General features: G+C 74.3%; 28 protein-coding genes. 12 read left to right on the plus strand and 16 right to left on the minus strand.

Going from position 1 to position 22,427, the window contains the following annotated elements; all coding sequences use genetic code 11:
• Nucleotides 1-35 precede the first annotated feature (35 nt).
• The 5 genes from rpmB (at nucleotide 36) to QFZ62_RS10935 (ending at nucleotide 3,279) form a co-directional block, all read left to right on the plus strand.
• Complete coding sequence (gene rpmB / locus QFZ62_RS10915; protein ID WP_012039624.1) at nucleotides 36-272, plus strand: 50S ribosomal protein L28; 237 nt, start codon at nucleotides 36-38, stop codon at nucleotides 270-272.
• Nucleotides 272-439 carry a 50S ribosomal protein L33 gene (gene rpmG / locus QFZ62_RS10920; RefSeq protein WP_011187086.1) on the plus strand — a complete coding sequence of 56 codons (168 nt, stop codon included), beginning with the start codon at nucleotides 272-274 and terminating at the stop codon, nucleotides 437-439. The genes rpmB and rpmG overlap by 1 nt, the downstream gene beginning before the upstream one ends.
• 2 nt (nucleotides 440-441) lie before the next feature.
• Entirely contained in the window at nucleotides 442-747 is a 306-nt protein-coding gene (rpsN, locus tag QFZ62_RS10925) for a 30S ribosomal protein S14 (protein ID WP_307505496.1), read from the plus strand.
• Nucleotides 748-878: 131 nt separating this feature from the next.
• Entirely contained in the window at nucleotides 879-1,166 is a 288-nt protein-coding gene (locus QFZ62_RS10930; RefSeq protein ID WP_012039622.1) for an HU family DNA-binding protein, read from the plus strand.
• Nucleotides 1,167-1,299: 133 nt separating this feature from the next.
• A complete protein-coding gene (locus QFZ62_RS10935) occupies nucleotides 1,300-3,279 on the plus strand; it encodes a cytochrome c oxidase assembly protein (protein WP_307505499.1) in 1,980 nt (659 codons plus the stop codon).
• A gap of 9 nt (nucleotides 3,280-3,288) precedes the next feature.
• Here QFZ62_RS10935 and QFZ62_RS10940 read toward each other — a convergent pair whose 3' ends face one another.
• Nucleotides 3,289-3,957, minus strand: a complete 669-nt coding sequence (locus tag QFZ62_RS10940) for a DUF998 domain-containing protein (protein WP_307505501.1) — start codon at nucleotides 3,955-3,957, stop codon at nucleotides 3,289-3,291.
• Entirely contained in the window at nucleotides 3,942-4,583 is a 642-nt protein-coding gene (locus QFZ62_RS10945) for a hypothetical protein (protein ID WP_307505504.1), read from the minus strand. Before QFZ62_RS10945 ends, QFZ62_RS10940 begins: the two co-directional genes overlap by 16 nt.
• Before the next feature lie 175 nt (nucleotides 4,584-4,758).
• Between QFZ62_RS10945 and QFZ62_RS10950 the strand changes: the two genes are divergently transcribed.
• The gene (locus QFZ62_RS10950) at nucleotides 4,759-5,442 is read left to right on the plus strand and encodes a hypothetical protein (RefSeq protein WP_307505507.1); all 684 of its coding nucleotides are present in this window, start codon (nucleotides 4,759-4,761) and stop codon (nucleotides 5,440-5,442) included.
• Nucleotides 5,435-5,725 carry a transcriptional regulator gene (locus QFZ62_RS10955; protein WP_307505510.1) on the plus strand — a complete coding sequence of 97 codons (291 nt, stop codon included), beginning with the start codon at nucleotides 5,435-5,437 and terminating at the stop codon, nucleotides 5,723-5,725. Before QFZ62_RS10950 ends, QFZ62_RS10955 begins: the two co-directional genes overlap by 8 nt.
• A 63-nt stretch (nucleotides 5,726-5,788) precedes the next feature.
• On the opposite strand, the gene QFZ62_RS10960 is transcribed toward QFZ62_RS10955, so the two are convergent.
• The gene (locus QFZ62_RS10960; protein WP_307505512.1) at nucleotides 5,789-6,796 is read right to left on the minus strand and encodes an iron-siderophore ABC transporter substrate-binding protein; all 1,008 of its coding nucleotides are present in this window, start codon (nucleotides 6,794-6,796) and stop codon (nucleotides 5,789-5,791) included.
• Between the two features lie 97 nt (nucleotides 6,797-6,893).
• Between QFZ62_RS10960 and QFZ62_RS10965 the strand changes: the two genes are divergently transcribed.
• The 3 genes from QFZ62_RS10965 to QFZ62_RS10975 are packed head-to-tail and all read left to right on the plus strand — an operon-like array spanning nucleotide 6,894 to nucleotide 9,917.
• On the plus strand, nucleotides 6,894-7,952 hold the full coding sequence (locus tag QFZ62_RS10965) for an iron ABC transporter permease (protein ID WP_307505515.1): 1,059 nt from the start codon (nucleotides 6,894-6,896) through the stop codon (nucleotides 7,950-7,952).
• Nucleotides 7,949-9,040 carry an iron chelate uptake ABC transporter family permease subunit gene (locus QFZ62_RS10970; RefSeq protein WP_307505518.1) on the plus strand — a complete coding sequence of 364 codons (1,092 nt, stop codon included), beginning with the start codon at nucleotides 7,949-7,951 and terminating at the stop codon, nucleotides 9,038-9,040. Before QFZ62_RS10965 ends, QFZ62_RS10970 begins: the two co-directional genes overlap by 4 nt.
• A 19-nt stretch (nucleotides 9,041-9,059) precedes the next feature.
• Nucleotides 9,060-9,917, plus strand: a complete 858-nt coding sequence (locus QFZ62_RS10975) for an ABC transporter ATP-binding protein (protein ID WP_373425976.1) — start codon at nucleotides 9,060-9,062, stop codon at nucleotides 9,915-9,917.
• Between the two features lie 4 nt (nucleotides 9,918-9,921).
• Here QFZ62_RS10975 and QFZ62_RS10980 read toward each other — a convergent pair whose 3' ends face one another.
• Entirely contained in the window at nucleotides 9,922-10,344 is a 423-nt protein-coding gene (locus QFZ62_RS10980; RefSeq protein ID WP_307505521.1) for a VOC family protein, read from the minus strand.
• A 115-nt stretch (nucleotides 10,345-10,459) separates the two neighbouring features.
• Complete coding sequence (locus QFZ62_RS10985; protein ID WP_307505524.1) at nucleotides 10,460-11,479, minus strand: hypothetical protein; 1,020 nt, start codon at nucleotides 11,477-11,479, stop codon at nucleotides 10,460-10,462.
• A gap of 134 nt (nucleotides 11,480-11,613) precedes the next feature.
• On the opposite strand from QFZ62_RS10985, the gene QFZ62_RS10990 reads away from it, so the two are divergent.
• Nucleotides 11,614-12,915, plus strand: a complete 1,302-nt coding sequence (locus QFZ62_RS10990) for an ATP-dependent RecD-like DNA helicase (protein ID WP_307505527.1) — start codon at nucleotides 11,614-11,616, stop codon at nucleotides 12,913-12,915.
• 39 nt (nucleotides 12,916-12,954) lie between these two features.
• On the opposite strand, the gene QFZ62_RS10995 is transcribed toward QFZ62_RS10990, so the two are convergent.
• The 3 genes from QFZ62_RS10995 to QFZ62_RS11005 all read right to left on the minus strand — a co-directional run bounded on the left by QFZ62_RS10995 (nucleotide 12,955) and on the right by QFZ62_RS11005 (nucleotide 14,920).
• Nucleotides 12,955-13,626, minus strand: a complete 672-nt coding sequence (locus tag QFZ62_RS10995; protein ID WP_307505530.1) for a hypothetical protein — start codon at nucleotides 13,624-13,626, stop codon at nucleotides 12,955-12,957.
• A 123-nt stretch (nucleotides 13,627-13,749) separates the two neighbouring features.
• Nucleotides 13,750-14,169 carry a DUF4383 domain-containing protein gene (locus tag QFZ62_RS11000; RefSeq protein WP_307505533.1) on the minus strand — a complete coding sequence of 140 codons (420 nt, stop codon included), beginning with the start codon at nucleotides 14,167-14,169 and terminating at the stop codon, nucleotides 13,750-13,752.
• Between the two features lie 100 nt (nucleotides 14,170-14,269).
• A complete protein-coding gene (locus tag QFZ62_RS11005) occupies nucleotides 14,270-14,920 on the minus strand; it encodes a dienelactone hydrolase family protein (RefSeq protein ID WP_307505536.1) in 651 nt (216 codons plus the stop codon).
• 239 nt (nucleotides 14,921-15,159) lie between these two features.
• Here QFZ62_RS11005 and QFZ62_RS11010 point away from each other — a divergent pair, with 239 nt between their 5' ends.
• Complete coding sequence (locus QFZ62_RS11010; protein ID WP_307505539.1) at nucleotides 15,160-15,756, plus strand: DUF305 domain-containing protein; 597 nt, start codon at nucleotides 15,160-15,162, stop codon at nucleotides 15,754-15,756.
• Nucleotides 15,757-15,874: 118 nt separating this feature from the next.
• Here QFZ62_RS11010 and QFZ62_RS11015 read toward each other — a convergent pair whose 3' ends face one another.
• The 8 genes from QFZ62_RS11015 to QFZ62_RS11050 form a co-directional block, all read right to left on the minus strand.
• Nucleotides 15,875-17,170: a M18 family aminopeptidase gene (locus tag QFZ62_RS11015; protein ID WP_307505540.1), complete on the minus strand. Its 1,296-nt coding sequence runs from the start codon at nucleotides 17,168-17,170 to the stop codon at nucleotides 15,875-15,877.
• The gene (deoC, locus tag QFZ62_RS11020; RefSeq protein ID WP_307505543.1) at nucleotides 17,170-17,892 is read right to left on the minus strand and encodes a deoxyribose-phosphate aldolase; all 723 of its coding nucleotides are present in this window, start codon (nucleotides 17,890-17,892) and stop codon (nucleotides 17,170-17,172) included. The genes QFZ62_RS11015 and deoC overlap by 1 nt, the downstream gene beginning before the upstream one ends.
• 66 nt (nucleotides 17,893-17,958) lie before the next feature.
• Nucleotides 17,959-18,633, minus strand: coding sequence for a D-alanyl-D-alanine carboxypeptidase family protein (locus QFZ62_RS11025; protein ID WP_307505545.1), 675 nt, complete (start codon nucleotides 18,631-18,633; stop codon nucleotides 17,959-17,961).
• Between the two features lie 92 nt (nucleotides 18,634-18,725).
• On the minus strand, nucleotides 18,726-18,929 hold the full coding sequence (locus QFZ62_RS11030; RefSeq protein ID WP_307505548.1) for a hypothetical protein: 204 nt from the start codon (nucleotides 18,927-18,929) through the stop codon (nucleotides 18,726-18,728).
• A 109-nt stretch (nucleotides 18,930-19,038) separates the two neighbouring features.
• On the minus strand, nucleotides 19,039-19,932 hold the full coding sequence (locus QFZ62_RS11035; protein WP_307505550.1) for an NAD(P)H-hydrate dehydratase: 894 nt from the start codon (nucleotides 19,930-19,932) through the stop codon (nucleotides 19,039-19,041).
• The gene (locus QFZ62_RS11040; RefSeq protein WP_307505552.1) at nucleotides 19,916-20,653 is read right to left on the minus strand and encodes a histidine phosphatase family protein; all 738 of its coding nucleotides are present in this window, start codon (nucleotides 20,651-20,653) and stop codon (nucleotides 19,916-19,918) included. Before QFZ62_RS11040 ends, QFZ62_RS11035 begins: the two co-directional genes overlap by 17 nt.
• A complete protein-coding gene (locus QFZ62_RS11045; protein WP_307505554.1) occupies nucleotides 20,650-21,429 on the minus strand; it encodes an MBL fold metallo-hydrolase in 780 nt (259 codons plus the stop codon). The genes QFZ62_RS11040 and QFZ62_RS11045 overlap by 4 nt, the downstream gene beginning before the upstream one ends.
• Before the next feature lie 91 nt (nucleotides 21,430-21,520).
• The gene (locus QFZ62_RS11050; RefSeq protein ID WP_307505557.1) at nucleotides 21,521-22,405 is read right to left on the minus strand and encodes a manganese catalase family protein; all 885 of its coding nucleotides are present in this window, start codon (nucleotides 22,403-22,405) and stop codon (nucleotides 21,521-21,523) included.
• Nucleotides 22,406-22,427 lie beyond the last annotated feature (22 nt).

The following is a 22,427-nucleotide window of genomic DNA, read 5'->3' on the forward strand; positions in this document are numbered from 1 at the left end:
GGCGGTCTCGCCCTACGGTACCTACGGAGGAAACCATGGCAGCAACCTGCCAGGTGACCGGCGCCGTCCCCGGCTTCGGACACAACATCTCGCACTCGCACCGGCGCACCAAGCGCCGCTTCGACCCGAACGTGCAGAAGAAGACGTACTACGTCCCCTCGCTGCGTCGCAACGTCAAGCTCACGCTCTCCGCGAAGGGCATCAAGGTCATCGACGCCCGCGGCATCGAGTCCGTCGTCAAGGACATCCTCGCTCGTGGGGTGAAGATCTAATGGCCAAGCAGCAGGACGTCCGTCCGATCATCAAGCTCCGCTCGACGGCCGGCACCGGGTACACGTACGTGACCCGCAAGAACCGCCGCAACAACCCCGACCGCCTCGTGCTGAAGAAGTACGACCCGGTCGTCCGCAAGCACGTCGACTTCCGCGAGGAGCGCTAACCATGGCCAAGAAGAGCAAGATCGCCCGCAACGAGCAGCGCAAGGTCATCGTCGAGCGGTACGCCGCGAAGCGCCTCGAGCTGAAGAAGGCCCTCGTGGACCCGAACGGCACCGACGAGAGCCGCGAGGCGGCCCGCGCCGGCATCCAGCGCCTCCCGCGCGACGCCTCCCCGGTGCGCGTGCGCGGTCGTGACGGCATCGACGGTCGCCCCCGCGGCAACCTGTCGAAGTTCGGCATCTCCCGCGTGCGCTTCCGTGACATGGCCCACCGCGGCGAGCTTCCGGGCATCACGAAGTCCAGCTGGTAGGTTCCAAGCGGCCGTACGGCCGTACGGACCGCTGACGGCCCCGTCGGGTCGCGCGGTCAGCTGACGTAGACAGAACCCATCCACCACACGGCCGCTCGAGAAGAACGGCACCAGGTCCGAGGAGGACACCCATGGCTGACAAGTCACTCAACCGCACCGAGCTCGTTGCCGCCGTCGCCGCGGAGTCGGGACAGAGCCAGGCCGCCGTCAACGGCGTCCTCGACGCTCTCTTCTCCACCGTCGCGACCAACGTCGCCGACGGCGTCAAGGTCACGATCCCGGGCTGGGTCGCGTTCGAGCAGACGGCTCGCGCCGCGCGCACGGGCCGCAACCCGCAGACGGGCGAGCCCCTCGAGATCAAGGCGTCCAAGGGCGTCAAGGTCTCCGCCGGCAGCAAGCTCAAGGCCGCCGTCAAGTAGTCCTCCTCGCATCACGCCCAGCGGGGGCGTCGACTCCGGTCGGCGCCCCCGCTGTCGCGTTCCCGGGCTCCGTCTCCTGCGTGCCGAGGCGGCCAGCCGCCCGTCAGCAGGCGCGAGTTACGCTGGATCCCTCATGCCCAAACTCCTCCGCGTCGCGGGGCCCGCCGCCCTCCTCATCGTCGCGTTCCTCTCCCTGCTGGCCGCGCTCGCCATCGGCGGAGGCGCCGCCCCGCAGCTCCTCGAGGACGCCGGGCCGGTGGTCCGCTACGGGCTGCCCGCCGCGAAGATGACGGTGAACATCACGGCGGCCACGGCCATCGGCGCGCTGCTGCTCGCGGCCTTCGCGCTGTCGCGGAAGCGCCCCGAGTACGGACGGGCGCTCGACATCGCCGCCGGCGGGGCCGCCCTCTGGACGGTCGCCTCGGCGATCACCGCGTTCTTCACCTTCCTCAGCGTCTCGGGGACGCCCTTCTCCTTCAGCTCCGAGTTCGGCACGAGCCTCGGGTTGGTGCTCACGCAGATCTCCGTGGGCCAGGCGTGGCTCGCGACCACGCTCATCGCCGCGACCGTCACGGTGCTGTGCTTCGCGGTGCGCAACCACACGGCCATCGCCTTCGTCCTCGTCCTCGCCGTCGGCGGGCTCGTCCCCATGGCCCAGCAGGGGCACGCGGGCGGCACGGAGGGCCACGACGCCGCCGTCAACGCGCTCGGACTGCACCTCGTCTTCGCGGCCGTGTGGCTGGGCGGTCTCCTGACCCTGGTGCTGCTGCGCTCGAAGCTCGACGGCGACCGGCTCGTGCCCGTCCTCCGCCGGTACTCGGCGGTGGCGCTCGTCTGCTTCGTGGTCGTCGCGGCGTCCGGGTACGTGAGCGCGGAGATCCGCGTCGGCTCGCTCGACCGCCTGCTCACCCCGTACGGCCTGCTCGTGCTCGTGAAGGTCGCGGCGCTCCTCGCGCTCGGGCTGATCGGCGCCGCGTACCGCCGCGTCCTCATCGGGCGGCTCGAGGAGCGCGGCTCGACGGCGCGCGGCCCGTTCTGGTGGCTCGTGACCGCGGAGCTCGCGTTCATGGGCGTGGCGTCCGGCGTCGCCGCCGCCCTCGCGCGCACCGCGCCGCCCGTGAGCCAGGTCGTGGCCACCGAGCTGCCGGATCCCACGCCGGCGCAGATCCTCACGGGGGAGCCGCTGCCGCCCGAGCTGTCGCCCATCCGCTACCTCACGGAGTGGCGCTTCGACCTGCTGTGGTTCCTGCTGTGCGCCTTCGGCATCTTCTTCTACCTGGCCGGCGTGCACCGCCTGCGGAAGCGCGGCGACGCCTGGCCCGTGCACCGGTCGATCCTGTGGGTCGCCGGCATGGTGGGGCTCTTCTACATCACCAACGGCGGCGTGAACGTCTACCAGAAGTACCTCTTCAGCTCGCACATGCTGGCGCACATGGTGCTCGCCATGGTCATCCCGCTGCTGCTCGTGCCGGGTGCGCCCGTGACGCTCGCGATGCGCGCCATCCGGAAGCGCCAGGACGGCAGCCGCGGCGGGCGCGAGTGGCTCCTCATGGCCGTGCACTCGAGGTTCGCGGGCTTCGTGGGGCACCCGATCGTGGCGGCCGTGCTCTTCGCCGGATCGCTCGTGGTCTTCTACTACTCGCCGCTGTTCAGCTGGGCCACGACCGACCACATCGGGCACCAGTGGATGATCGTGCACTTCCTCATCGTCGGGTACCTGTTCACGCAGAACCTCATCGGCGTCGACCCGATGCCCGTGCGCCTCGGCTACCCGATGCGCCTGCTGCTCCTGCTCGCGACCATGGCGTTCCACGCGTTCTTCGGGCTGTCGCTCATGACCGGCACGGGCCTCCTGCTCGCGGACTGGTTCGGGGCCATGGGGCGGCCGTGGGGCGAGTCGGCGCTGGCCGACCAGCAGGCCGGCGGCGGCATCGCGTGGAGCATCGGGGAGATCCCGACGGTGGTCCTCGCGATCGTCACGGCGATCATGTGGAGCAAGAGCGACACGCGGGACTCCATCCGGTACGACCGCAAGGCCGACCGGGACGGCGACGCCGAGCTCGAGGCGTACAACCGCAACCTCGAGGCGCTGCGGGCGGCCGAGCGGCGCTGATCCGCGGGGTCAGGCCGCACGCGTGGCGGACCGGGCACGCCGGGCGGCCACGAGCACGGTCGCGCCCGTCATGAGCTCCCAGGCCGTGACCGTGTAGACGGAGCCGCGCTCCCAGATCCCGTCGATCGTGGAGCCGCCGAGGATCTGCAGCAGGGCGAGCGCGATGAGGCCGACGACGCCGAGGGCGACGCTCGCGACCCGGAACGAGCGGGGTGCGCCGAGGCGCCGGGAGCCGAGGCCCGCGACGATCGAGGCGACGTTGCCCGAGACGATCGCGAGCCCGGCACCCGCGACGTGCAGCCACCCGATGCCGCTCGCGTCGCTCGCGGCGCTGCCGTGGACGAGGCCCACCACGATGATCCCGACCGCGTGCAGGGCCGCGAGGGCGAGGAAGGCGCGGCGCGGGCCGTCGCGGAGGGCGCGGGTCGCGATCGCGGCGGCGGCGAGGTAGAGGACGCCCTGCAGCACGAAGCCCGCGTTCATCACGGCGGCGAGCGGGGAGTCGATGGCGCGGCCCTGGTACCCGGTCGCCTCCGGGATGCCGAGGTCGCTGATGTAGTTCGCGGAGTACGAGTACCCGGGGAACGCGGACGCCGCGACGGCCTCCGTGGCGACGTAGACGGCGGCCGCGGCGATCCAGGCGATGCCGGCGGCCGCGGGGATCAGCGGGCGCGCCACGTGATCTCCGCCTCGAGGACCGTGGGGAAGATGCAGCCGGCCGCCACCTCGGCCTCGAAGCGCTCGATCTCCCGGGCGCGCCCCTCGACGTCGCTGTCCGGCAGCACGGGCTCGCGGATCATGGCCATGGCGTAGGGGAACTCGGCGGGGTTCCCCATGGTGTCCCCGCGGCGGGCCCGGTGCCCCACGTGGTCGCCGCTCGGCTCCCGGACGAGGTCGGGCTGCCAGGAGCTCGTGTCGAAGACGTCGGGCAGGCACCCGGGCTTCGGATCGAACTCGTCGAGGAGGACGAGGGCGAGGTCCTCGGGCACGTCGCCGAAGCCCGTCAGCCGGATGTCGGTCCCGGCGCCCCCGCGGTCCGTGAACGTGAGGCGCCCGACCCGGCGTCCGCTGGCGACCGCGACCGCGTCGCCCGCTCCGATCTCGACCGGGTCGGACGCGACGGGCGTCGGCGACGGGAGGACCCTCGGGGCCACGGCGCCGGAGGGCACGGAGCGGGCGCTCGCCGTCGTCGAGGGGACAGGATCCCCGTCCGCCGGCGCCGTGCACCCGACGAGTCCGGCGACGAGCATCGCCGCGGCGAGGGGGAGGAGGGGACGGGGGAGGAGGGGACGGGACGGGCGCATGCGGGTCACGGTCCTCTCGGCGGCCGTGCGGGCGACGGCGCGCTCCCGATCCTCGCGCAGCGGCCGGAGGAGCGCATCATCCGCACGATGGCCATTGACAGCGCAAAGCGCTTTGCGTTACAAAGTAGCGAGGGCGGGAGCCCGGCGGGCGAGGGTCGTCCGCGGAGAGGCGGAGATGGACACCACGATGCACCAGGACGAGGTCGACGACGACGGGCCGGCGCCCGACCCGCGCGCCATGCACGCGCTCATGGAGGACCAGCGGCGGGTCGCGGTCGACGCGCAGACCTCGTTCGTCTGGATCATGGAGATCAGCTGGGGCGTCGCGTGGATCCTCGGCTACACGGCGCTCTGGCTCATCGACGGATCGGACGCGGTCAGCCTCCCGCTGCCGGTGGCGGTCGGGATCTTCGCGGGCCTCATCCTCGCGGCCAGCGTCGTGAGCATCGTGCTCGGCGTCCGCGGCTCGGCGGGCCTCGCGACGACGGGCGAGGCGCGCTGGCAGGGGCGCGTGTACGGGATCAGCTGGTCTGTGGCCATGACGTCGGTCTACGTGCTCGGGATGGGGCTGTCGTACAACGGCGCCCCCAGCGAGATGCTGTCGATCTTCTACCCGTCGGGCTTCTCGTTCGTCGCCGGGCTGATGCTGCTGTCGACCGCGGCGCTGTTCCACTCGCGGTCGTCGCTGCTCCTCGGCTCGATCCTCGTCGTCGCCGCGCTCGCGGCGCCCTTCGCGGGCTACCCCGGCAACTACCTCGTGATGGCCGTCGTCGGCGGCGGCTCGTACCTCGTCACGGGCCTCGTGATCGCGGTGTCCGGCGCCCGCGCCCGCCGCTCGCTGCGAGCCCGCCTTGGCTGACCTGGACCCCGTGATCCACGCGCAGGCCCGCCTGCGGATCGTGGCCGCGCTCGCCACGCTGGAGACGGGGGAGTCGATCTCCTTCCCGCGGCTGCAGGACATCCTCGACATGACGGCCGGCAACCTGTCGACCCACCTGCGGAAGCTCGAGGACCCGGGCTACGTGGAGGTGCGGAAGACGCACGAGGGCCGGCAGCCGGTGACCTACCTCGCGCTCACGACCGTCGGGCGGCGGGCGTTCGAGGACTACCGCCGGGCGCTCACGGCGATGCTCGACGCGTAGCCGCCGGACGCGACGAGGCCCGCCGCGCGGTGCGCGCGGCGGGCCTCGTCGAGCGGAGCCGGATCAGGACGTGGCGGTCTCCAGCAGCGGCACGAGCTGGTCGAGCGCGTAGCCGGTGGAGAGCGTGGTGCCGATCGAGTAGGCCGACGACAGGTCGCCGTCGATGACGACCGCGTGGCCGGCCGCGACCGCGGGGACCGCCTGCCACAGCGGGTCGTCGGTGATGACGGCCTTGTCGATGAAGATCGGGAACGCGACGATCAGGTCGGCGTCGAGCAGGTCGAGCTGCTCGGAGGAGATGTCGGCCGTGAAGCCGCTCGCGCTCTTCGGGAGGCCCGCGATGGTCGGGCTCTGCTCGAAGCCGAGCTCCTCGAGGAACGCGACGCGCTCGCTGCCCTCGACGTAGGCGCCCCAGCCCTCGCTGGTCTTGGTGGCCGCCGTGACCGTCTTCCCCTTCCAGTCGGGGTGCGCCGCCGCGACCTCGTCGAAGCGCGCGTCGACCGCGGCGAGGAGGGCGTCGCCCTGGTCCTCGCGGCCGAGGGCCTCGGCGATCATGTCGACCTGGTCGTCCATGTCGGTGAGGTAGCTGTCGGCGCCCTCGGGTATCCCGACGGTGGGCGCGATCTGCGACAGGCGGTCGTAGCGGGCCTGGTCGCCCGAGCCCTTGGTATCGAGGATGAGGTCCGGCTTCAGCGCCGCGATCGCCTCGAAGGACGGCTCGAGCGTCTCGATGAGCTCCGGCGACTCCGTGTAGAGGCCCTGCGCCCAGGGGCCCACGCCGTCGGCGTCGGCGCCGAAGGCGAGCCAGTCGGACGCGCCCACGGGCTGCACGCCGAGCGCGAGCGCGGTCTCCGCGTCGCCCCAGCCGAGGGCGACGACCCGTGTCGGCTCGCTCGGGACGGTGACCTCGCCGAACTTCGTCTCGACGGTGGCGGGGAAGGCGCCGTCGGCGGATCCGGCGCCGGGGGCGGGGGCATCGGCGTCGGCGCCACCGGAGGCGGAGCATCCGGTGAGGGCGAGCGTCGCGACGGTGAGCGCGACGAGCGCGGAGCCGGTGGTGGGGAACCTCATGGTGCGGGGCCTCTCGGGAGGGGTCGGGTGACGGGGCGATGTGCATCACGTCAGGCAAGGGGAGCCTAACCTAAGCGCGCGATAGGCTGGCGGGGCCATGTCGCTCCGGGTCCTCGCGCGCGCCTCCGCCCCCGACGCCCCCGCGGGCCGGGCGCGGAGCGGCCTCTCGCGCTCGGCGGGCCTCCTGCTCGCGCTCGGCGCCCTCGTCCTCGCCTGCCTCGCGAGCATCGCCATCGGCTCCCGCGACATCCCGCTCGGTGCCGTCGTCGACGCGCTCGCCGGCCGGCCGCGCGATGCCGCCGAGCTCGTCGTGATCCTCGACCTCCGCGTCCCGCGCACCCTCGTCGGCCTCGCCGCGGGCCTTGCGCTGGGGGTCGCGGGCGCGCTGATCCAGGCCGTCACGCGGAACCCGCTGGCCGACCCCGGGATCCTCGGCGTCACCGCCGGATCGGCCTTCGCGGTCGCCATCGCGACCGGCGTCCTCGGCGTGACCGCCGTGAGCGGTTACCTCTGGTTCTCCTTCGCCGGGGCGTTGATGGCCGCCGTCGTGGTCTACGTCGTCGGATCCGCGGGGCGCGGCGGCGGCGACCCGGTGCGACTCACGCTGGCCGGCGTCGCCCTCGGCGCGGTCCTCGCGGGCATCACCTCGGGTCTCCTGCTCGCCGACCCGCAGGGCTTCAGCGCCATGCGCGCCTGGGAGTCGGGCTCGCTGCAGGACCGCGGCTGGGACGCGCTCCTGCCGGTCGCGCCGTTCCTCGGCGCGGGCGTGCTCCTCGCCGCGCTCATCGCCCGGAGCCTCGACGCGGTCGCGCTCGGCGACGACCTCGCGCGGTCCCTCGGGGCGAACGTCGTGGTGGTGCGGACGGTCGCGGTCGTCGCCGTGACCCTGCTCGCGGGCGGGGCGACCGCCATGGCCGGGCCCATCGCGTTCGTGGGCCTGATGATCCCGCACATCGCCCGCTGGATCGTCGGACCCGACCAGCGCTGGATCCTCGCGTACACGATCGTGCTCGCGCCCGTGCTGCTGCTCGCCGCCGACGTCGTGGGGCGGATCGTGCTGCGTCCCGCCGAGCTGCCCGCCGGCATCGTGACGGCGGTGCTCGGGGCGCCCGTGCTCATCCTGCTCGTGCGCCGGCAGAGGGCGTCGGGGCTGTGAGCGCGCCCGTGCGCGCCGGCCGCCGTCCCGCGTCCGCGCCCGTGAGGATCCCCGGCACGGTCCGCCTCCCCGGCACGGTCCGCCTCCCCGTCCTCGGCACGCGGCTGCGGCGCCGGGAGGTGCTCGTGGGCGCGGCGCTCGCCGTGGCGATCACGGCCCTCGCGCTCGTGGCGCTCGGCACGGGCGACTACCCGCTCACGGTGCCCGAGGTGATCCGCGCGCTCGCCCTGCCCGACGGCTCCTTCGCCACCACGATCGTCACCGGGTGGCGCCTCCCGCGCGTGCTCGCGGGCATCGCGTTCGGCGCGGCGCTCGGGGTCGCGGGCGCCGTCTTCCAGTCGCTCACGCGCAACCCGCTCGGGTCGCCCGACGTCATCGGCTTCTCGACCGGCTCCTACACGGGCGCCCTCCTCGTCACCACGGTGGCCGGTGCGTCCTTCCTCCCCACCGCGGTCGGCGCGCTCGCGGGAGGCCTCGGCACGGCGCTCGTGGTGTACCTGCTGGCGTACCGCGGCGGCGTGCAGGGGTTCCGGCTGATCATCACGGGCATCGCGGTCACGGCCGTCCTGCACGGGGTCAACACGTTCCTGCTGCTGCGGGCGGGCACCGAGGTGGCGATGGCCGCGTCGATCTGGGGCGCCGGATCCCTCGCCCTCGTCGGCTGGGACCGGGCCCTGCCCGCGTTCGTCGCGCTCCTCGTGCTCGCGCCCGCGATCCTGCTGCTCTCGGCGCCGCTCCGCCAGCTCGAGCTCGGCGACGACGCGGCCCGGGCCCACGGCGTGCGGGCCGAGCCGACGCGGCTCGCGCTCCTGATCCTCGGGGTCGCCCTCACCGCCGTCGTGACCGCCGCCGCCGGGCCGATCGCGTTCGTCGCGCTCGCCGCCCCGCAGATCGCCCGCCGCCTCACCCGCAGCGCCGGCCTGCCGCTCGTGCCGGCCGCGCTCACGGGCGGTCTGCTCCTCCTCGCCGCCGACTCCGTCGCCCAGCACGCGCTGCCGGGGACGGTGCCCGTCGGGATCGTCACGGTCGTCGTGGGCGGCGTCTACCTGATCGCGCTGCTGATCCGCGAGGCGGGACGCCGTGCCTGACGCCGCCGCCCCCGACCCGATGGGAGGTCCCGCCGTGGACGACACCGCATCCGCCGCGCCCGCCGCACGCGCCGCGAGCCCCGCCCCCGCCCCCGCCCGCCTCCGCGCCGAGGGCGTCACGCTCTCCTACGACCGCCGCGTGATCTCCGAGGGCCTCGACGTCGCCGTGCCGGACCGCTCGTTCACCGTGATCGTCGGCCCGAACGCGTGCGGCAAGTCGACCCTGCTCCGCGCGCTGTCGCGCCTCCTCGCGCCGAGCGCGGGCGGCGTGCTCCTCGACGACCGGCCGCTCGCGTCCTACCGGGCGAAGGAGGCCGCGCGCATCGTGGGCCTCCTCCCGCAGAGCGCCATCGCGCCCGAGGGGATCACGGTGGCCGACCTCGTGGCGCGCGGCCGGTTCCCGCACCAGAACCTCATCCGCCAGTGGACCTCGACCGACGAGGACGCCGTGCAGGAGGCGATGGCCGCGACGGGCGTCGCCGACCTCGCCGCCCGCCACGTCGACGAGCTCTCCGGCGGCCAGCGCCAGCGCGTGTGGGTCGCGATGGCGCTGGCGCAGCAGACGCCCGTGCTGCTGCTCGACGAGCCGACGACGTTCCTCGACATCGCCCACCAGATCGAGCTGCTCGACCTCCTCGCCGACCTGCACCGCGACGGCAGCACCATCGTCGCGGTGCTGCACGACCTCAACCACGCCGCCCGCTACGCCGACCACCTCATCGTCATGAAGGAGGGCCGCGTCGTCGCCGCGGGCGCCCCGGGCGCCATCGTCACCGCGGAGCTCGTCGAGGAGGTCTTCGGCCTCCCGTGCCTCGTGATCGACGACCCCGTCTCGCACACGCCGCTCATCGTGCCGCGCGGCGGCCGCTGGGCCTGACCGGTCAGGCGTCGGCCGGGGCCGGGCTGATCGCGACCATCCAGTCGATGCCGTAGCGGTCCGTGCACATGCCGAAGCGGTCGCCCCACGGCGCCACGTCGAGCGGCAGCACGATCGTCCCGTCCGCCGTGAGCGCGTCCCACCAGCTCCGCAGCACGGCCTCGTCGTCGCCCGAGAGGGAGAGGGTGACGGCGGATCCGCTCGGCACGCCCATGGACGCCGGGGTGTCGGACGCCATGAGCGTGAAGCCCGCGGACGAGGTGAGCTGCCCGTGCATGACCTTGTCGGCCTCCGCGGGATCCTGGCTCATCCCGCCCTCGCCGAAGGTCGTCGTCTCGACCTCGCCGCCGAAGACGTCCTGGTAGAAGCGGAGGGCCTCGGCGGCCTGGTCGCGGAAGGACAGGTACGGGTTCATGGTGGCGGACATGCGGGCGCTCCTCGGGTGACGGATCCCCGCGGTCGCAGCGACCCTGTTGCGTCCCGATCCTGGCCCGGTCGCCGCCGCTCCGCACCCTGACGCGGGGGGAGGGTGCCGGGAGGGGCTAGAGGCCCTGGATCCGCACGCCCGTCGTGTCGTCGACGCTCACGCGCCAGCTCACGCTGAACGGCACGTCCTCGTCGAGCTCCGTGACGCTCCCGTCGTAGAGCGATCGGACGGGGACGCGGATGTGCGCCGTGCCCACGGTGGACGGCACCACCCAGTCGAGGTCGGCGGGGTCGTCGCTCGCCGGCTGCAGCGAGATCCGCGGCATCGCGGTCATGCTCCACGTGGGCGGCGCGGTGATGCGGTCGCGGATCGTCTTCCCGAACGGGCAGCCGGACGGGTACAGCACCGACTGCGTCGTGCACGCGGCGAGGTACGCCTCGACCTCGGACTGCACCGAGGCCACGAGCTCGTCCGTGGGCATCGCGTCGACGCGCGCGGGCACGACGGAGCCCGGCTCCGTGACCTGCACCTCGACGTCCTCCGCCTGCAGGTGCTCGGACGCGTGGTCGAGCGCGAGCGCCGAGGGCGCGAGCACGAGGTACGTGGATCCCGCGCCCTCCGCGGCCGCGCCCCCGGGCGTCGCCTGGACGGCCACCCCGTTCGCCGTGAAGGCGGACGCGTGCCGCAGCTCGAGGTCGACCGCGGCCACGGGGCTCGTCGCGAACTCCCACCGCGCGAACAGGCCGAGGGCGGCCGGCAGCTCGCGCACGCGGAAGGCGGTGGATCCGGGCCCCGACGGCAGCGTGTACGCGTACGTGACCGCGCGCTCGCCGCCGCCCGCGGGCTCGTCGGAGACCAGCTCCACGTCGGCGAGGCCGGGCAGCGCGCGGGCGTCGAGGAGCGCGCGGCTGCCGGCGTCCGGCAGCACGACGCCGGGCGTCGCGAGCGCGTCGCGGCTGTCCTCGCGGGCGAGCGCGTCGAGGTAGGAGCGGACGAAGCCGTGGGCGCTGAACGTGCCCTGGTTGAGCGACGCGACCGTGCCGAGGAACGCCCCGAGGAGGAGCGCCGCCATCAGGGACCACACGACGACCGCCCGACGCAGCTCGCCGCGCGCGTCGACGGCGGGGCTCGGCATGCGGATCATCCTACGGGCGGCGCATCGGGGCCCTCGCGGGCCGGGCGCCGGGGTAGATTCGAGTGCGCATCCGCGCGGTGCCCCGCGCCGCCGATCCGCGCATCCTCAAGTCCCCGACCCGCCAGGAGCCCCGCGTGAGCACGGTCCCCCTCTCCCCGGAGCAGGCCGCGGTCTTCCAGGCCATCGAGGGCACGCGCGACCACATCTTCGTCACGGGTCGCGCCGGCACCGGCAAGTCGACCCTCCTCACGCACCTGTCGTGGAACACCGAGAAGCAGATCGTCATCTGCGCGCCCACGGGCGTCGCCGCGCTGAACGTGGGCGGGCAGACCATCCACTCGCTGTTCAAGCTGCCCATCGGGGTCATCGCCGACGAGGAGATCGAGCAGACGGGCGAGCTGCGGAAGCTGCTCAACACCATCGACACGCTCGTGATCGACGAGGTCTCCATGGTGAACGCCGACCTCGTGGACGCCATCGACCGCAGCCTCCGCCAGGCCCGCCACAAGAAGGACGTGCCGTTCGGCGGCGTGCAGGTCGTGCTGTTCGGGGATCCCTACCAGCTGGCCCCCGTGCCCGGCGACGGCGACGAGCGCGCCTACTTCGCCGACCGCTACCGCTCCATGTGGTTCTTCGACGCGAAGGTGTGGGAGGAGGCGCAGCTCCGGATCTACGAGCTCACCGAGATCCACCGGCAGCACGAGGAGGCGTTCAAGGAGATGCTGAACGCCGTGCGCCACGGCCGGGTCACGGCCGAGATCGCGGGCGTGCTCAACGCGGCGGGTGCGCGTCCGGCGCCCACCGACGGCGCCATCACGCTGGCCACGCGCAACGACACCGTCAACCGGATCAACGCGGAGGCCCTCAAGCGCCTGCCCGGCCGCTCGCTCACCGCCACGGCCGACGTCACGGGCGACTTCGGCGGCCGCACGTACCCGGCCGACGAGAAGCTCGACCTCAAGATCGGCGCGCAGGTCATGTTCCTCCGCAACGACGTCGACCAGCGCTGGGTGAACGGATCCGTGGGCGTCGTCACCCGCATCGACACGAACGTGTACGTGGAGCTCGACGGCGTCGTGCACGAGGTCGAGCCGGTCACGTGGGAGAAGCACAAGTACTCGTACTCGCCCACCACCAAGCAGCTGCGCCGCGACGTCGTGGCGGACTTCACGCAGTTCCCGCTGCGGCTGGCGTGGGCGGTCACCATCCACAAGTCGCAGGGCAAGACGTACGAGCGGGCCATCGTCGACCTCGGCGCGCGCGTGTTCAGCCCGGGTCAGACGTACGTGGCGCTCAGCCGGATCACCGACATCGGCGGCCTGTACCTCACGCGGCCGCTGCGCCCAGGCGACATCATCGTCGACGAGAACGTGCGGCGGTTCATGAGCGAGGCGACGCGGATCCGCGTGACGCCGGCGGTCGCGCCCGCGGGCTGATCCGCGGCTCGTGCCCGCGGCGCCCGAGGGCGCTCCGGCTCAGTGCCCGGAGTGCTCGCCCTGGATGCCGTCGAGGTCGACGGAGCTGTGCTGGCCGTGCGGCACGGCGAACTCGCCGGCGCGCGTGAGCGAGAGGGCGGGCGTGACCAGACCGGCGACCACGAACGCGCCGACGAGCACGCCCGCCAGGTAGCGGCCGCCGGTGGCCTCCGGCTCGGAGGCGGCGGGGCGGTCGACGGCAGTCGAGGCGGCAGCAGCCGCCGCAGCGGCCGGGCGCACGGCGCCGGATCCGACGAGCGCGGTCTCGGCCGGGAGGTCGGCCTCGACGGCCGTGCACACGGCCTCGGCCTCGACCTCGGCGCGGGAGCGGAGGTGGCGGCCGACGACCGCGGCGACCGCGAGGTCGAGCAGGGTCGCGGCGAGCATCGGGATCGCGGGCAGGTCGCTCGTGATCCCGGGGGCGGACATGACGACCGCGGCGGTCACGAGGAGGGCCCAGCCGGCGACCGGGACGAGAGCGCCCACGACGGCCCACGCGGGGACGGGGAGGCGGTCGGAGCGAAGGACCGCGACGGCCCACGCGCCCTCGGCGAGCCCGATGACGAGGAGGGCCACCATGGCCGCGGGCGGGGATCCCGCACCGACGGCCAGGTGGATGAGCGCGGCGCCCAGGGCGGCGAGGGCCAGCCAGTGGCGGATGAGCAGTGACACGTGCTGGTCCCTTCGTCGTCCCGGGCGCCGCGGGTGGTGCGGTGCTGCGTGCTGGTCGTGCTGACGTGCGGTGATGCGGTGACGCGCCCGGTGCAGCGGCGCGACGGTGGTGCCGGGTGTCGCCTAGGCGGCGCGGGTGGCGCGGTTGCGCACGCCCTTCTCGGCGCCGAGGCCCACGATCAGCAGCACGACGGCGGAGCCGAGGTGCAGGAAGTGGTCCGCGGTGTTGAGCGCGAGGATGTTGAAGTCGGTGTTCACGAGGAAGAAGCCGACGATGCCGAGCGCGAGGTACGCGAATCCGACGACCGAGTTCACGGCCTTGGCCGCGGCCACGCTCGAGAGGCCGCCGATGAGGAGCGCGGCGCCGATGAGCAGGTGGGCCACGTTGTGGAACGGGTTCACCATGAAGATGCCGAGCAGCAGGCCGCCGTCGGAGGAGAAGAACCCTCCGCTCTGCGGCGGGAACAGGAAGCCGAGAAGGCCGACGAGGACATAGACGGCGCCGAAGACGGTGCCGAGCAGGCGGTTCGGGGACGAGCTCATGGTGGTGCCTCCACAGGTAGGGAAGAGCCGGGGAGTTCCCAGGCTCCTTACATTCGTACCGCCTACGGGTGGGGTTTGGTGCGGATCGGGTGATGGATGGTCACGCGTTTCCCAGGTGCTCGGCGAGGAAGGCCTCCGTGCGCCGGTACGCGAGGGCGGCGGCGTCGGGATCCAGGCGGTCGCGGAGGCTCGCGTTGGGGAACACGGGGAGCGTGCCCGGGTAGGTGTGCGCGGTCACCGGGGTGCCGTGCTCGCGCAGCCGGCCGATGAAGGCCTCGGGGCGCTGGTCGTCGACCCACTCGTCGTGCTCGGCGAGGTGGAGGAGCACCGCGCACGGGATGACGCCGTGCTCCTCGGGGCCGAGGCTCGCGCAGTAGGCGACCACGGCGTCCGCGCCGCCGTCCTGCGCCTCGAGGAGCGCGAGCCAGCCGCCGGGCGCGAAGCCCACGAGGCCGACGCGCTCGGCCCCGCGTGCGCGTGCCGAGTCGATGCCGTCGCGGATCGTGCCGAGGGCGAAGCCGACGTCGAGCTGCGCGGCGAGGCCCGCCGCGAGGCCGTCGTCGAGGGTGGCGCGGCCGTCGTAGAGGTCCGGCACGAGCACGTGGAAGCCGGCGCCCGCGAGGGCGAGCGCGTACTGGTCGAGCCAGGGGAGGCGGCCGTGGTCGTCGTGCACGACCACGACCACGGGGTGGCCGGGCTCGCCGTACTCGAGGGTGACGCTCGCGTGCGGCAGGTCGACGATCTCGGGCATGGGGAGAACCTATCGTCGGGCTGTCACGTGCCGCGCCGTGGAGGAGGATCGAGGCATGGGATACCGCTACCCGGCTCGCCGCCGCCACGACCGCCATCGTCCTCGCCGCCGGGCTCGCCGCGTGCTCGACGCCGCCGCGCACGCCCGAGGACGCCGCCCGCGCGAGCGCCGACGCGGCCGCGCCCACGGAGACGGAGTCGCAGGGCTGGAACCGCGCCGACCTGTCCTTCGCCGAGGAGATGAGCGCCCAGGCGGCCGGATCCGTGGCGCTCGCCGAGGCCGCCCTCGAGGTGCAGGACCTCCCGCAGGAGGCGGAGGAGCTCGCCGTGCAGATCCGCGATGAGCAGGGCCCGCAGGCCGCGCAGCTCGCGGAGCTCGCCGAGGAGTGGGCCGCCGAGGAGGGCGGATCCGGCGCGAACGGCACCGAGGACCGCGAGGAGGCGGGCGGCGTCGGCGCCGGCAGCGGCGAGGAGGGCGGCAGCGGGGCCGCGGGCGAGGGCGGCACCGGTGCCGCCTCGGGCGCCGACAGCGGCACCGGCAGCGACGACGGGACCGGGGTGGAGGGCGGATCCGGATCCCGCGCCGACACCGAGGGGACGAGCGGCGCCGCCGCCGAGGCCGAGCTGGCCGCGCTGCGCGCCGCCACCGGTGCGGACGCCGCCCGGCTCTTCCTGCAGGGCATGATCGCGAGGCACCAGGCCGCCATCGAGATGGCGGACGGGGAGTCGCAGCTCGGCACGTCCACCGAGGCGCTCGAGCTCGCCGGCGCCATGTCGTCGTCGCAGGGGACGCAGCTCACCGGGATGCGCGCGCTGCTGGCGTCGTACGGGGGCTGATCGCGAGCAGCACGGAGGGCCCGGCGCGGATCGCGTCGGGCCCTCCGTCGTGCGGGGACGGCGGCGGGGCGAGCGGGCCGGGCCGTCGCTCCCGGGCCGTCGCCGCCGGGCCAGGCGGTCAGGCGGTCGGGCGGAGGAACGCGGCGGCCGCGGCGGCGAGGTGCCCCGGGTCGTCGGCGCCGCACAGCTCGCGGGCGGAGTGCATGGAGAGCAGCGGGATGCCGACGTCGACCGTGCGGATCCCGAGGCGCGTGGCCGTGATGGGGCCGATGGTCGAGCCGCACGGCACCGCGTTGCTCGAGACGAACTCCTGGTACGGGACGCCGGCGCGCTCGCAGGCCAGCGCCCACTCGCGCGCCCCGACGCCGTCGGTGGCGTAGCGCTGGTTCGCGTTGATCTTCAGCAGCGGTCCGCCGTTCGGCACCGGCCGGTTGGCCGGGTCGTGGCGGTCCGGGTAGTTGGGGTGGACGGCGTGGCCCGCGTCGGCCGAGAGGCACCAGGACGCGGCGAACGCGCGGCGGCGCTCCTCCGACGAGGCGCCCAGGCCGGCGGAGACGCGACCGAGGACGTCCTCGAGGATCGGGCCGGCGGCGCCCGAGGCGGTCGCGGATCCGACCTCCTCGTGGTCGAAGGCGGCGAGCACCGCGACGGGCGCGTCCGGGTGCTCGTCGAGCCCGTCCGCCAGCTCGAGCAGGGCGGCGAGGCCCGCGTGCACGGAGGAGAGGTTGTCCATGCGGCCGGCGGCGAACAGCTCGCCGTCGAGGCCGAGCGATCCGGGGGCCTGCGTGTCCGCGACGCCTACGTCGTAGCCGAGCACGTCGTCGGCCGTCACGCCCGCGAGGCCGGCCAGGTGCCCGAGCACGTCGGCGTCCGCGGGGGAGCCGACGCCGAGGACCGGGGACATGTGGCGCTGCGGATCCAACCGCAGGCCCTCCGCGTTGACCCCGCGGTCGAGGTGCACGGCGAGCTGCGGGAAGCGCAGCAGCGGGCCCGTGCGGACGAGGTGGCGGCGGCCGTCGCGCGTGACGAGGCGGCCGGCGAGCTCGAGGTCGCGGTCGAGCCAGGAGTTGAGGAGCGGGCCGCCGTAGACCTCGACGCCGGCCTGGACCCAGCCGTCGGATCCGATGGTGGGCTTGGGCTTCAGCATGAAGCCCGGGGAGTCGGTGTGGGCGCCGAGCACGCGGAAGGGCGTGGTCGCGTGGGCGCCGGCGGGCTGGATCCACGCGAGGAGCGCGCCGTCGCGCACGATGAGGCGGCGGCCCGGGCCGGTGGGCCACGCGTCCCGCTCGTCGAGCCGGGTGAAGCCCGCGGCCTGGAGCCGGCGCGCGCCCTCCTCCGCGGCGTGGAACGAGGAGGGGGAGGCCTGGATGAAGCGGCCCAGGTCCTCCAGATGCGCGCGGCGGTCCGCCGGCATCAGTAGCCGCTCGATCCGAGCGCGCCGTTCTCCGGCGTCTGCACCGGGCCCGCGAGCACGACCGCGCTGCCGGAGACGCCGAGGCGGGTGGCGCCGGCCTCGATCATCTGCACCGCCGCCTCGTACGTCCGGATGCCGCCCGACGCCTTGACGCCGGCCCGGCCGTCGACGGTGCGGCTCATGAGCTCGACCGCGTGCACGGTCGCGCCGCCCGTGGGGTGGAAGCCCGTGGAGGTCTTCACGAAGTCGGCGCCCGCGGCGACGGCCGCGCGGCAGACGGCGACGATCTGGTCGTCGTCGAGGGCGGCGGACTCGATGATCACCTTGAGGACGCCCGGCGCCGGCACGGCCTCGCGCACGGCCCGGATGTCGGCCTCGACGTCGTCGAAGCGGCCCTCGCGAGCCGCGCCCACGTCGATGACCATGTCGACCTCGTCGGCGCCCTGGCGGATGGAGAGCGCAGCCTCGGCGGCCTTCACCTCGCTGTGGTGCTTCCCGCTGGGGAAGCCGCAGACGACCGCGACCTTCAGGTCGGTGCCCGCGGGCAGCTCGAGCGGCAGCATCGACGGGGAGACGCACACCGAGTAGGTGCCGAGCTCCACGGCCTCGGCGACGAGCGCGGTGACCTCGTCGCGCGTGGCCTCGGGCTTCAGGAGCGTGTGATCGATGATGCGGGCGATCGCGGCGGTGTCGGTCGTGGGCGTGGACGGGCTGGTGCTCATGCGGGATTCCTCACGTCGTGCGGGACCTCGATCCTACGGCGGAGCCCCCGGCGCGCCCGTCCCGTGTCAGTGGGGCGGGTCCGTCCCGACGGCGGGGCTCAGCGAGGGCGCCACGTAGTTGAAGTGCCAGCGCTCGCTCGCGATGGGGTAGTAGTGGTAGTCGGGCCCGTAGAAGTGCAGCCAGGCGACCTTGTTGTCCGTGAGGAGGTCGTCGGTGAAGTCGACGGCCTTGCCCCAGCCGTGCACGGAGGTGCCCGGGACCGCCGCGAACCGCGGGTCGTGGCCGTAGTGGTCCCACCAGTACTCCTGGTTGGCGAAGGGGCGGTACCCCTCGATGACGTCGAGGTACATCCCCGTCATCTTCCGGTATGCCCGCAGCATGCTGAGCAGCGCGGAGGCGGCCTTGGGCTCGAGGTAGACGTGGTCGACGTGCGGGGCCCCGGGGGTCTGCCCCGCGACGACGCCGGGAAACTCGATCTTGGTCATCGCGTCGAGGGGGATGCGCCCGTTCTCGAAGCCGCCCCACGCATTCGCGTCGAGCGCCTGCGCGCTCTCCGCGGGGAGGAGGGAGGCCGCTGCGGCGCTCGCGCCGAGGACGGCGAAGCCGCCGACGCGCAGCAGGCCTCGACGGGTGATCTCGGCGGGAGCGGGAGCGGGAGCGGGGGCGGGGGCGGGAGCGGGGGCGGGGGCGGCGTCAGCGGGGGTACGGAGATGGGCGGGTGCTCGGTGATCTGCGGGCATCCGGGAACGGTAGACCGCGGCCCGGCGGACGGACCCGCCACTGTGCACAGGGCTCAGGGGCGGGCGCATGGCCCATCCCCGCGCCCCGCGGATCAGGAGTAGTCGGCGCCCGGGATGCCCACGGGGCGGTAGACGTAGCCGTCCTCGTCCGCGTCGAGCTCCCAGACGAGCTCCTCCTCGCTGAGGGAGGTGGCGCGCGTGAAGCTCTTCACGGGCTCGCCGTTGAGGAACTCGACCTCGGTCTCCTCCGTGCCCTCGGGGCCGACCAGCTGTGCGGTGTACGTGGAATCAGTCATGCTCCGACCCTACGACCGTCGGGGCGCGGCGACCGGGCCCGGCCGGGATCCCCAGCGGATGCCCGAGCGCGGCCGCCGGGGAGGGGGCGCTGCGGAGGGGGCGCCGCGCCTACGCCTCGAGCTCCACGAGCACGCGCGGCAACTCCAGGAGCAGCTCGCTCGCGAGGTAGCCGAGCGGGCCCACCTGCACGGCCAGGCGATCGCCCGCCGCCGCGTGGGCGTGCGTCGCCCATACCGCGGCCTGGGCGGGATCCGCGCCGCGGGCGCAGAGGCCGGCCACCGCCCCGCCGAGGACGTCGCCGGATCCGGACGTGCCGAGCCCGCTGCCGCCCGCCCCGATGGTCCACGCCCGCCCGTCGGGCGCGGCCACCACGCCGCCCATCGACACGACGGCCGCGTACCCGCGGGCGATCTCCCGGGCCTCGGCCACGGCGTCGTCGCCGGCCTCGCGCCCGAGCAGCCGCTCGGCCTCGGAGGAGTTCGGCGTCAGCACGAGCCGCCCGGCCAGGTGCCCGGCGGACTCCCGGCACGCCGGCAGCACGCCCAGCGCGAAGGCGTCGAGGACCACGACGGCGTCGTCGGGCACCAGCGTCGCGAGCAGGCGCACCATGCGCTCGGCCTCGTCCGCGTCGTCGAGCCCGGGGCCGACGAGGACGGCGTCGGCGGAGGCGATGTCGTCCTCCGCCGCGCGGATCCCCGCCCCGCGCACGTGCCCGCCGTCCGTCTCCTCGAGCGGTACGACGCCGCTCTCCGGCACGGCGACGGCGACCTGCGTGGCGACGGACGCGCCGACCGCGAGCGTGAGCCGGCCGGCGCCGACCCGCAGCGCCGCGAGCCCGGAGATCATGGCCGCGCCGGGGGAGCGGAGGGCGCCGCCGACGACCACGACCTGGCCGCGGCCGTACTTGGACCCCGTCGCCGCGGGCAGCGCCCAGTCGCGGAGCGCCGCCGGCGTCACGACCTCGGCGGGCGCGTCGGACGAGCTCTCAGCGGCCTCGGTCATCGGGTTCTCCTCCGTGCTCGGTGACGGGCGCGCCGTGCCCGTCGAGGTGCTCCGTGGCCGAGAAGGTCCGGAGGGTCCACGGGCCGCGCGGGGCGGACCGCTCGAGGATCGTGACGGACGCGTTCGCCACGGTGTGCTGCCGCTGGAAGGCCAGCAGCTCCGCCTCGGTGAGCCCGAGGCCGACGTAGAGGAAGAGCATCACGACGGCGTCGTGGCTCACGATCAGGGCCCGGCCGTCGGCGGATCCGACCTCGGGGTCCTGCAGGAAGGAGCGGATGCGCAGCGCGACGTCCGCCCACGACTCGCCGCCCGGGGGCCGGTACGAGAGCTTCCCGAGCCAGCGGCGGCGGTCGTCCTCGTCGGGGTGGCGCGCGGCGACGCCGCGGGAGGTGAGGAGGTCGAGGATCCCGAGCTCCCGGTCGCGCAGCCGCTCGTCCGCCCGGACCTCCGCGGCGATGCCCGCCTCGGCCAGCGCGGCCGCGGCCGTGCTGCGCGCCCGCAGGTAGTGCGACGACCAGACCGCCGTCGGCACGTCCGACCGGCTCGCGAACCAGCGGCCGAGCGCGCGCGCCTGGGCCTTGCCGGTGTCGGACAGCGGCACGTCCGGATCCCGGTGGTCGACGTGGATGACCTCCGCGCCCTCGCGGTCGGCCCGGCTCGCGGCGACGTTGGCCGTGCTCTCGCCGTGCCGCACGAGCCAGAGCTCGGTGAGGCCGGTCACGAGGCGCCGGCCGAGCGCGCGGCGGACACGGCCGCGCGGATCCCGTTCCGCCAGGGCGCGCCGTGCCCCGGCAGCACGATGCGCGCGTCCGTCTCCTCGAGCGCGGCCAGCGAGCGGAGCGCCCGCCCGCTGTCGGCGGTGGCGGCGCCCGCGACGATGCGGCAGCCGGTGCGTCCCGTGTAGGGGTCGAGCGTCACGAGCGCGTCGCCGGTGATGAGCGCGTCGCGGTCGGGGAGGTGGAGCGCGACGTGGCCGTCGGTGTGGCCGGGGCTGGGGATCGCGACGGGCCGGCCGGGCACGTCGAGCGGGCCGGCGGCGATGTCGGTCACGGCCTCGACGCCCTCGACGCGCAGCGCGCCGGCGGCCGCCATCGCGGCGACCACCGGGATCGCCTTCCCGTAGCGGAGCGGGTAGACGAAGGGCGTGCGCTCGCGGCGGTACGAGTAGGGGTGGCGGGCGATGCGCGCGTCGTCCGGGTGCACGTGCACCGGGACGCCGAGCTCGCGGGCGGCGCGCGCGGCGGATCCGACGTGGTCGAAGTGCCCGTGCGTCAGCACCACGGCGCGCACGTCGTCGGGCGTCCGGCCGATGGCCCGGAGCGCGCGGAGCAGGTGCGGCCACGTGTCGGGGAAGGCCGTGTCGACGAGGGTGACGCCGTCGTCGCCCTCGATCAGGTACAGGTTCACGTAGGCGTGCGCGAGCAGGTGGACGCCCGGCGCCACGTCGCGCGTGAGCACGGGGGACGCGGGGTGGGGTGGGGTGCCGGTGCGGATCATGCGGTCCTCTCGCTCGGATGTCCCGGGTCCGTGCGGACGCGGGTCGGCGGCCGGCCCCGTGAGGGCCGGCCGCCGGGTCATGCGTCGAGGATCACTCGGGGGTGACGGCGTCCTTCACGGCGCCGGCCGCCTTCTTCAGGATGCCCGGCTCCTTGGGCGGGATGGTGCCGTGGAGCAGCGGGTTTCCGACGGGGGGCGGCGGCATGGGCACGGAGGTGGTGGGGCCGTCGTGGTACGTGAACGTGCCCTTGCCGTCGGGCGTGGGGCCCGACGCCCAGGACCCCTCGGCGGCCGCGGGGCCGTTCGAGAAGTTCAGGTACTGGTACGAGACCTCGCGGTCCTCCAGCTCGATCGGGAAGTCGCTCGGGACCGGCAGGTCCTCCGTGCCCTCGGCGCGGAGCTCGGCGATGGCCGCGGTCCACTGGTTCTGGTGCATGGTGTCGCGGGCGATGAGGAAGGACAGGAGGTCCTTCACGCCGTGGTCGTCGGTCATGTGGAAGAGGCGCGCGGCCTGGATCCGGCCCTGCATCTCGGCGTTGGCGTTGGCGGTGAAGTCGGCCAGCAGGTTGCCGCTGCAGGTGACGTAGGAGCCCTGCCACGGGTTGCCGTTGCTGTCGACGGGGCGCGCGCCGGCGCCGGCGACGATGGCGTGCTGGATGTCCATGCCGCCGATGACCGCCGCGAGGGTCGGGTCCTTCATCGCGTCCTCGGTCGCCTCGACGGGCGCGGTCTCGAGCAGCTTGGCGATCATGATGGCGAGCATCTCGACGTGGCCGAACTCCTCGGCGCCGATGCCGTAGAGCATGTCGCGGTACTTGCCCGGGAGCTTCGAGTTCCAGGACTGGAAGCCGTACTGCATGGCCACGGAGATCTCGCCGTACTGGCCGCCGAGCACCTCCTGGAGGTGGCGCGCGTAGATGGGGTCGGGCTTGTCGGGGGATGCGTTGTGCTGCAGCTCCTGCTTGTGGAAGAACATCCAGTACCTCTCATCGTCGACG

The sequence above is a fragment of the Clavibacter sp. B3I6 genome, from assembly GCF_030816895.1.
In the GTDB taxonomy this organism is placed as follows: Bacteria; Actinomycetota; Actinomycetes; order Actinomycetales; family Microbacteriaceae; genus Clavibacter.

Coding starts and splice junctions, on each gene's coding strand:
- QFZ62_RS11030 (WP_307505548.1), bottom strand. CDS start 18,929: ATGACTGATTCCACGTACACCGCACAGCTGGTCGGCCCCGAGGGCACG.
- QFZ62_RS10965 (WP_307505515.1), top strand. CDS start 6,894: ATGTCGCTCCGGGTCCTCGCGCGCGCCTCCGCCCCCGACGCCCCCGCG.
- QFZ62_RS10945 (WP_307505504.1), bottom strand. CDS start 4,583: ATGCGCCCGTCCCGTCCCCTCCTCCCCCGTCCCCTCCTCCCCCTCGCC.
- rpmG (WP_011187086.1), top strand. CDS start 272: ATGGCCAAGCAGCAGGACGTCCGTCCGATCATCAAGCTCCGCTCGACG.
- QFZ62_RS11010 (WP_307505539.1), top strand. CDS start 15,160: ATGAGCGCCCAGGCGGCCGGATCCGTGGCGCTCGCCGAGGCCGCCCTC.
- QFZ62_RS10930 (WP_012039622.1), top strand. CDS start 879: ATGGCTGACAAGTCACTCAACCGCACCGAGCTCGTTGCCGCCGTCGCC.
- QFZ62_RS11015 (WP_307505540.1), bottom strand. CDS start 17,170: ATGCCGGCGGACCGCCGCGCGCATCTGGAGGACCTGGGCCGCTTCATC.
- QFZ62_RS10950 (WP_307505507.1), top strand. CDS start 4,759: ATGGACACCACGATGCACCAGGACGAGGTCGACGACGACGGGCCGGCG.
- QFZ62_RS11050 (WP_307505557.1), bottom strand. CDS start 22,405: ATGTTCTTCCACAAGCAGGAGCTGCAGCACAACGCATCCCCCGACAAG.
- QFZ62_RS11035 (WP_307505550.1), bottom strand. CDS start 19,932: ATGACCGAGGCCGCTGAGAGCTCGTCCGACGCGCCCGCCGAGGTCGTG.
- QFZ62_RS10935 (WP_307505499.1), top strand. CDS start 1,300: ATGCCCAAACTCCTCCGCGTCGCGGGGCCCGCCGCCCTCCTCATCGTC.
- rpsN (WP_307505496.1), top strand. CDS start 442: ATGGCCAAGAAGAGCAAGATCGCCCGCAACGAGCAGCGCAAGGTCATC.
- QFZ62_RS11045 (WP_307505554.1), bottom strand. CDS start 21,429: ATGATCCGCACCGGCACCCCACCCCACCCCGCGTCCCCCGTGCTCACG.
- deoC (WP_307505543.1), bottom strand. CDS start 17,892: ATGAGCACCAGCCCGTCCACGCCCACGACCGACACCGCCGCGATCGCC.
- QFZ62_RS10980 (WP_307505521.1), bottom strand. CDS start 10,344: ATGTCCGCCACCATGAACCCGTACCTGTCCTTCCGCGACCAGGCCGCC.
- QFZ62_RS11000 (WP_307505533.1), bottom strand. CDS start 14,169: ATGAGCTCGTCCCCGAACCGCCTGCTCGGCACCGTCTTCGGCGCCGTC.
- rpmB (WP_012039624.1), top strand. CDS start 36: ATGGCAGCAACCTGCCAGGTGACCGGCGCCGTCCCCGGCTTCGGACAC.
- QFZ62_RS10975 (WP_373425976.1), top strand. CDS start 9,060: ATGGGAGGTCCCGCCGTGGACGACACCGCATCCGCCGCGCCCGCCGCA.
- QFZ62_RS10985 (WP_307505524.1), bottom strand. CDS start 11,479: ATGCCGAGCCCCGCCGTCGACGCGCGCGGCGAGCTGCGTCGGGCGGTC.
- QFZ62_RS11005 (WP_307505536.1), bottom strand. CDS start 14,920: ATGCCCGAGATCGTCGACCTGCCGCACGCGAGCGTCACCCTCGAGTAC.
- QFZ62_RS11025 (WP_307505545.1), bottom strand. CDS start 18,633: ATGCCCGCAGATCACCGAGCACCCGCCCATCTCCGTACCCCCGCTGAC.
- QFZ62_RS10960 (WP_307505512.1), bottom strand. CDS start 6,796: ATGAGGTTCCCCACCACCGGCTCCGCGCTCGTCGCGCTCACCGTCGCG.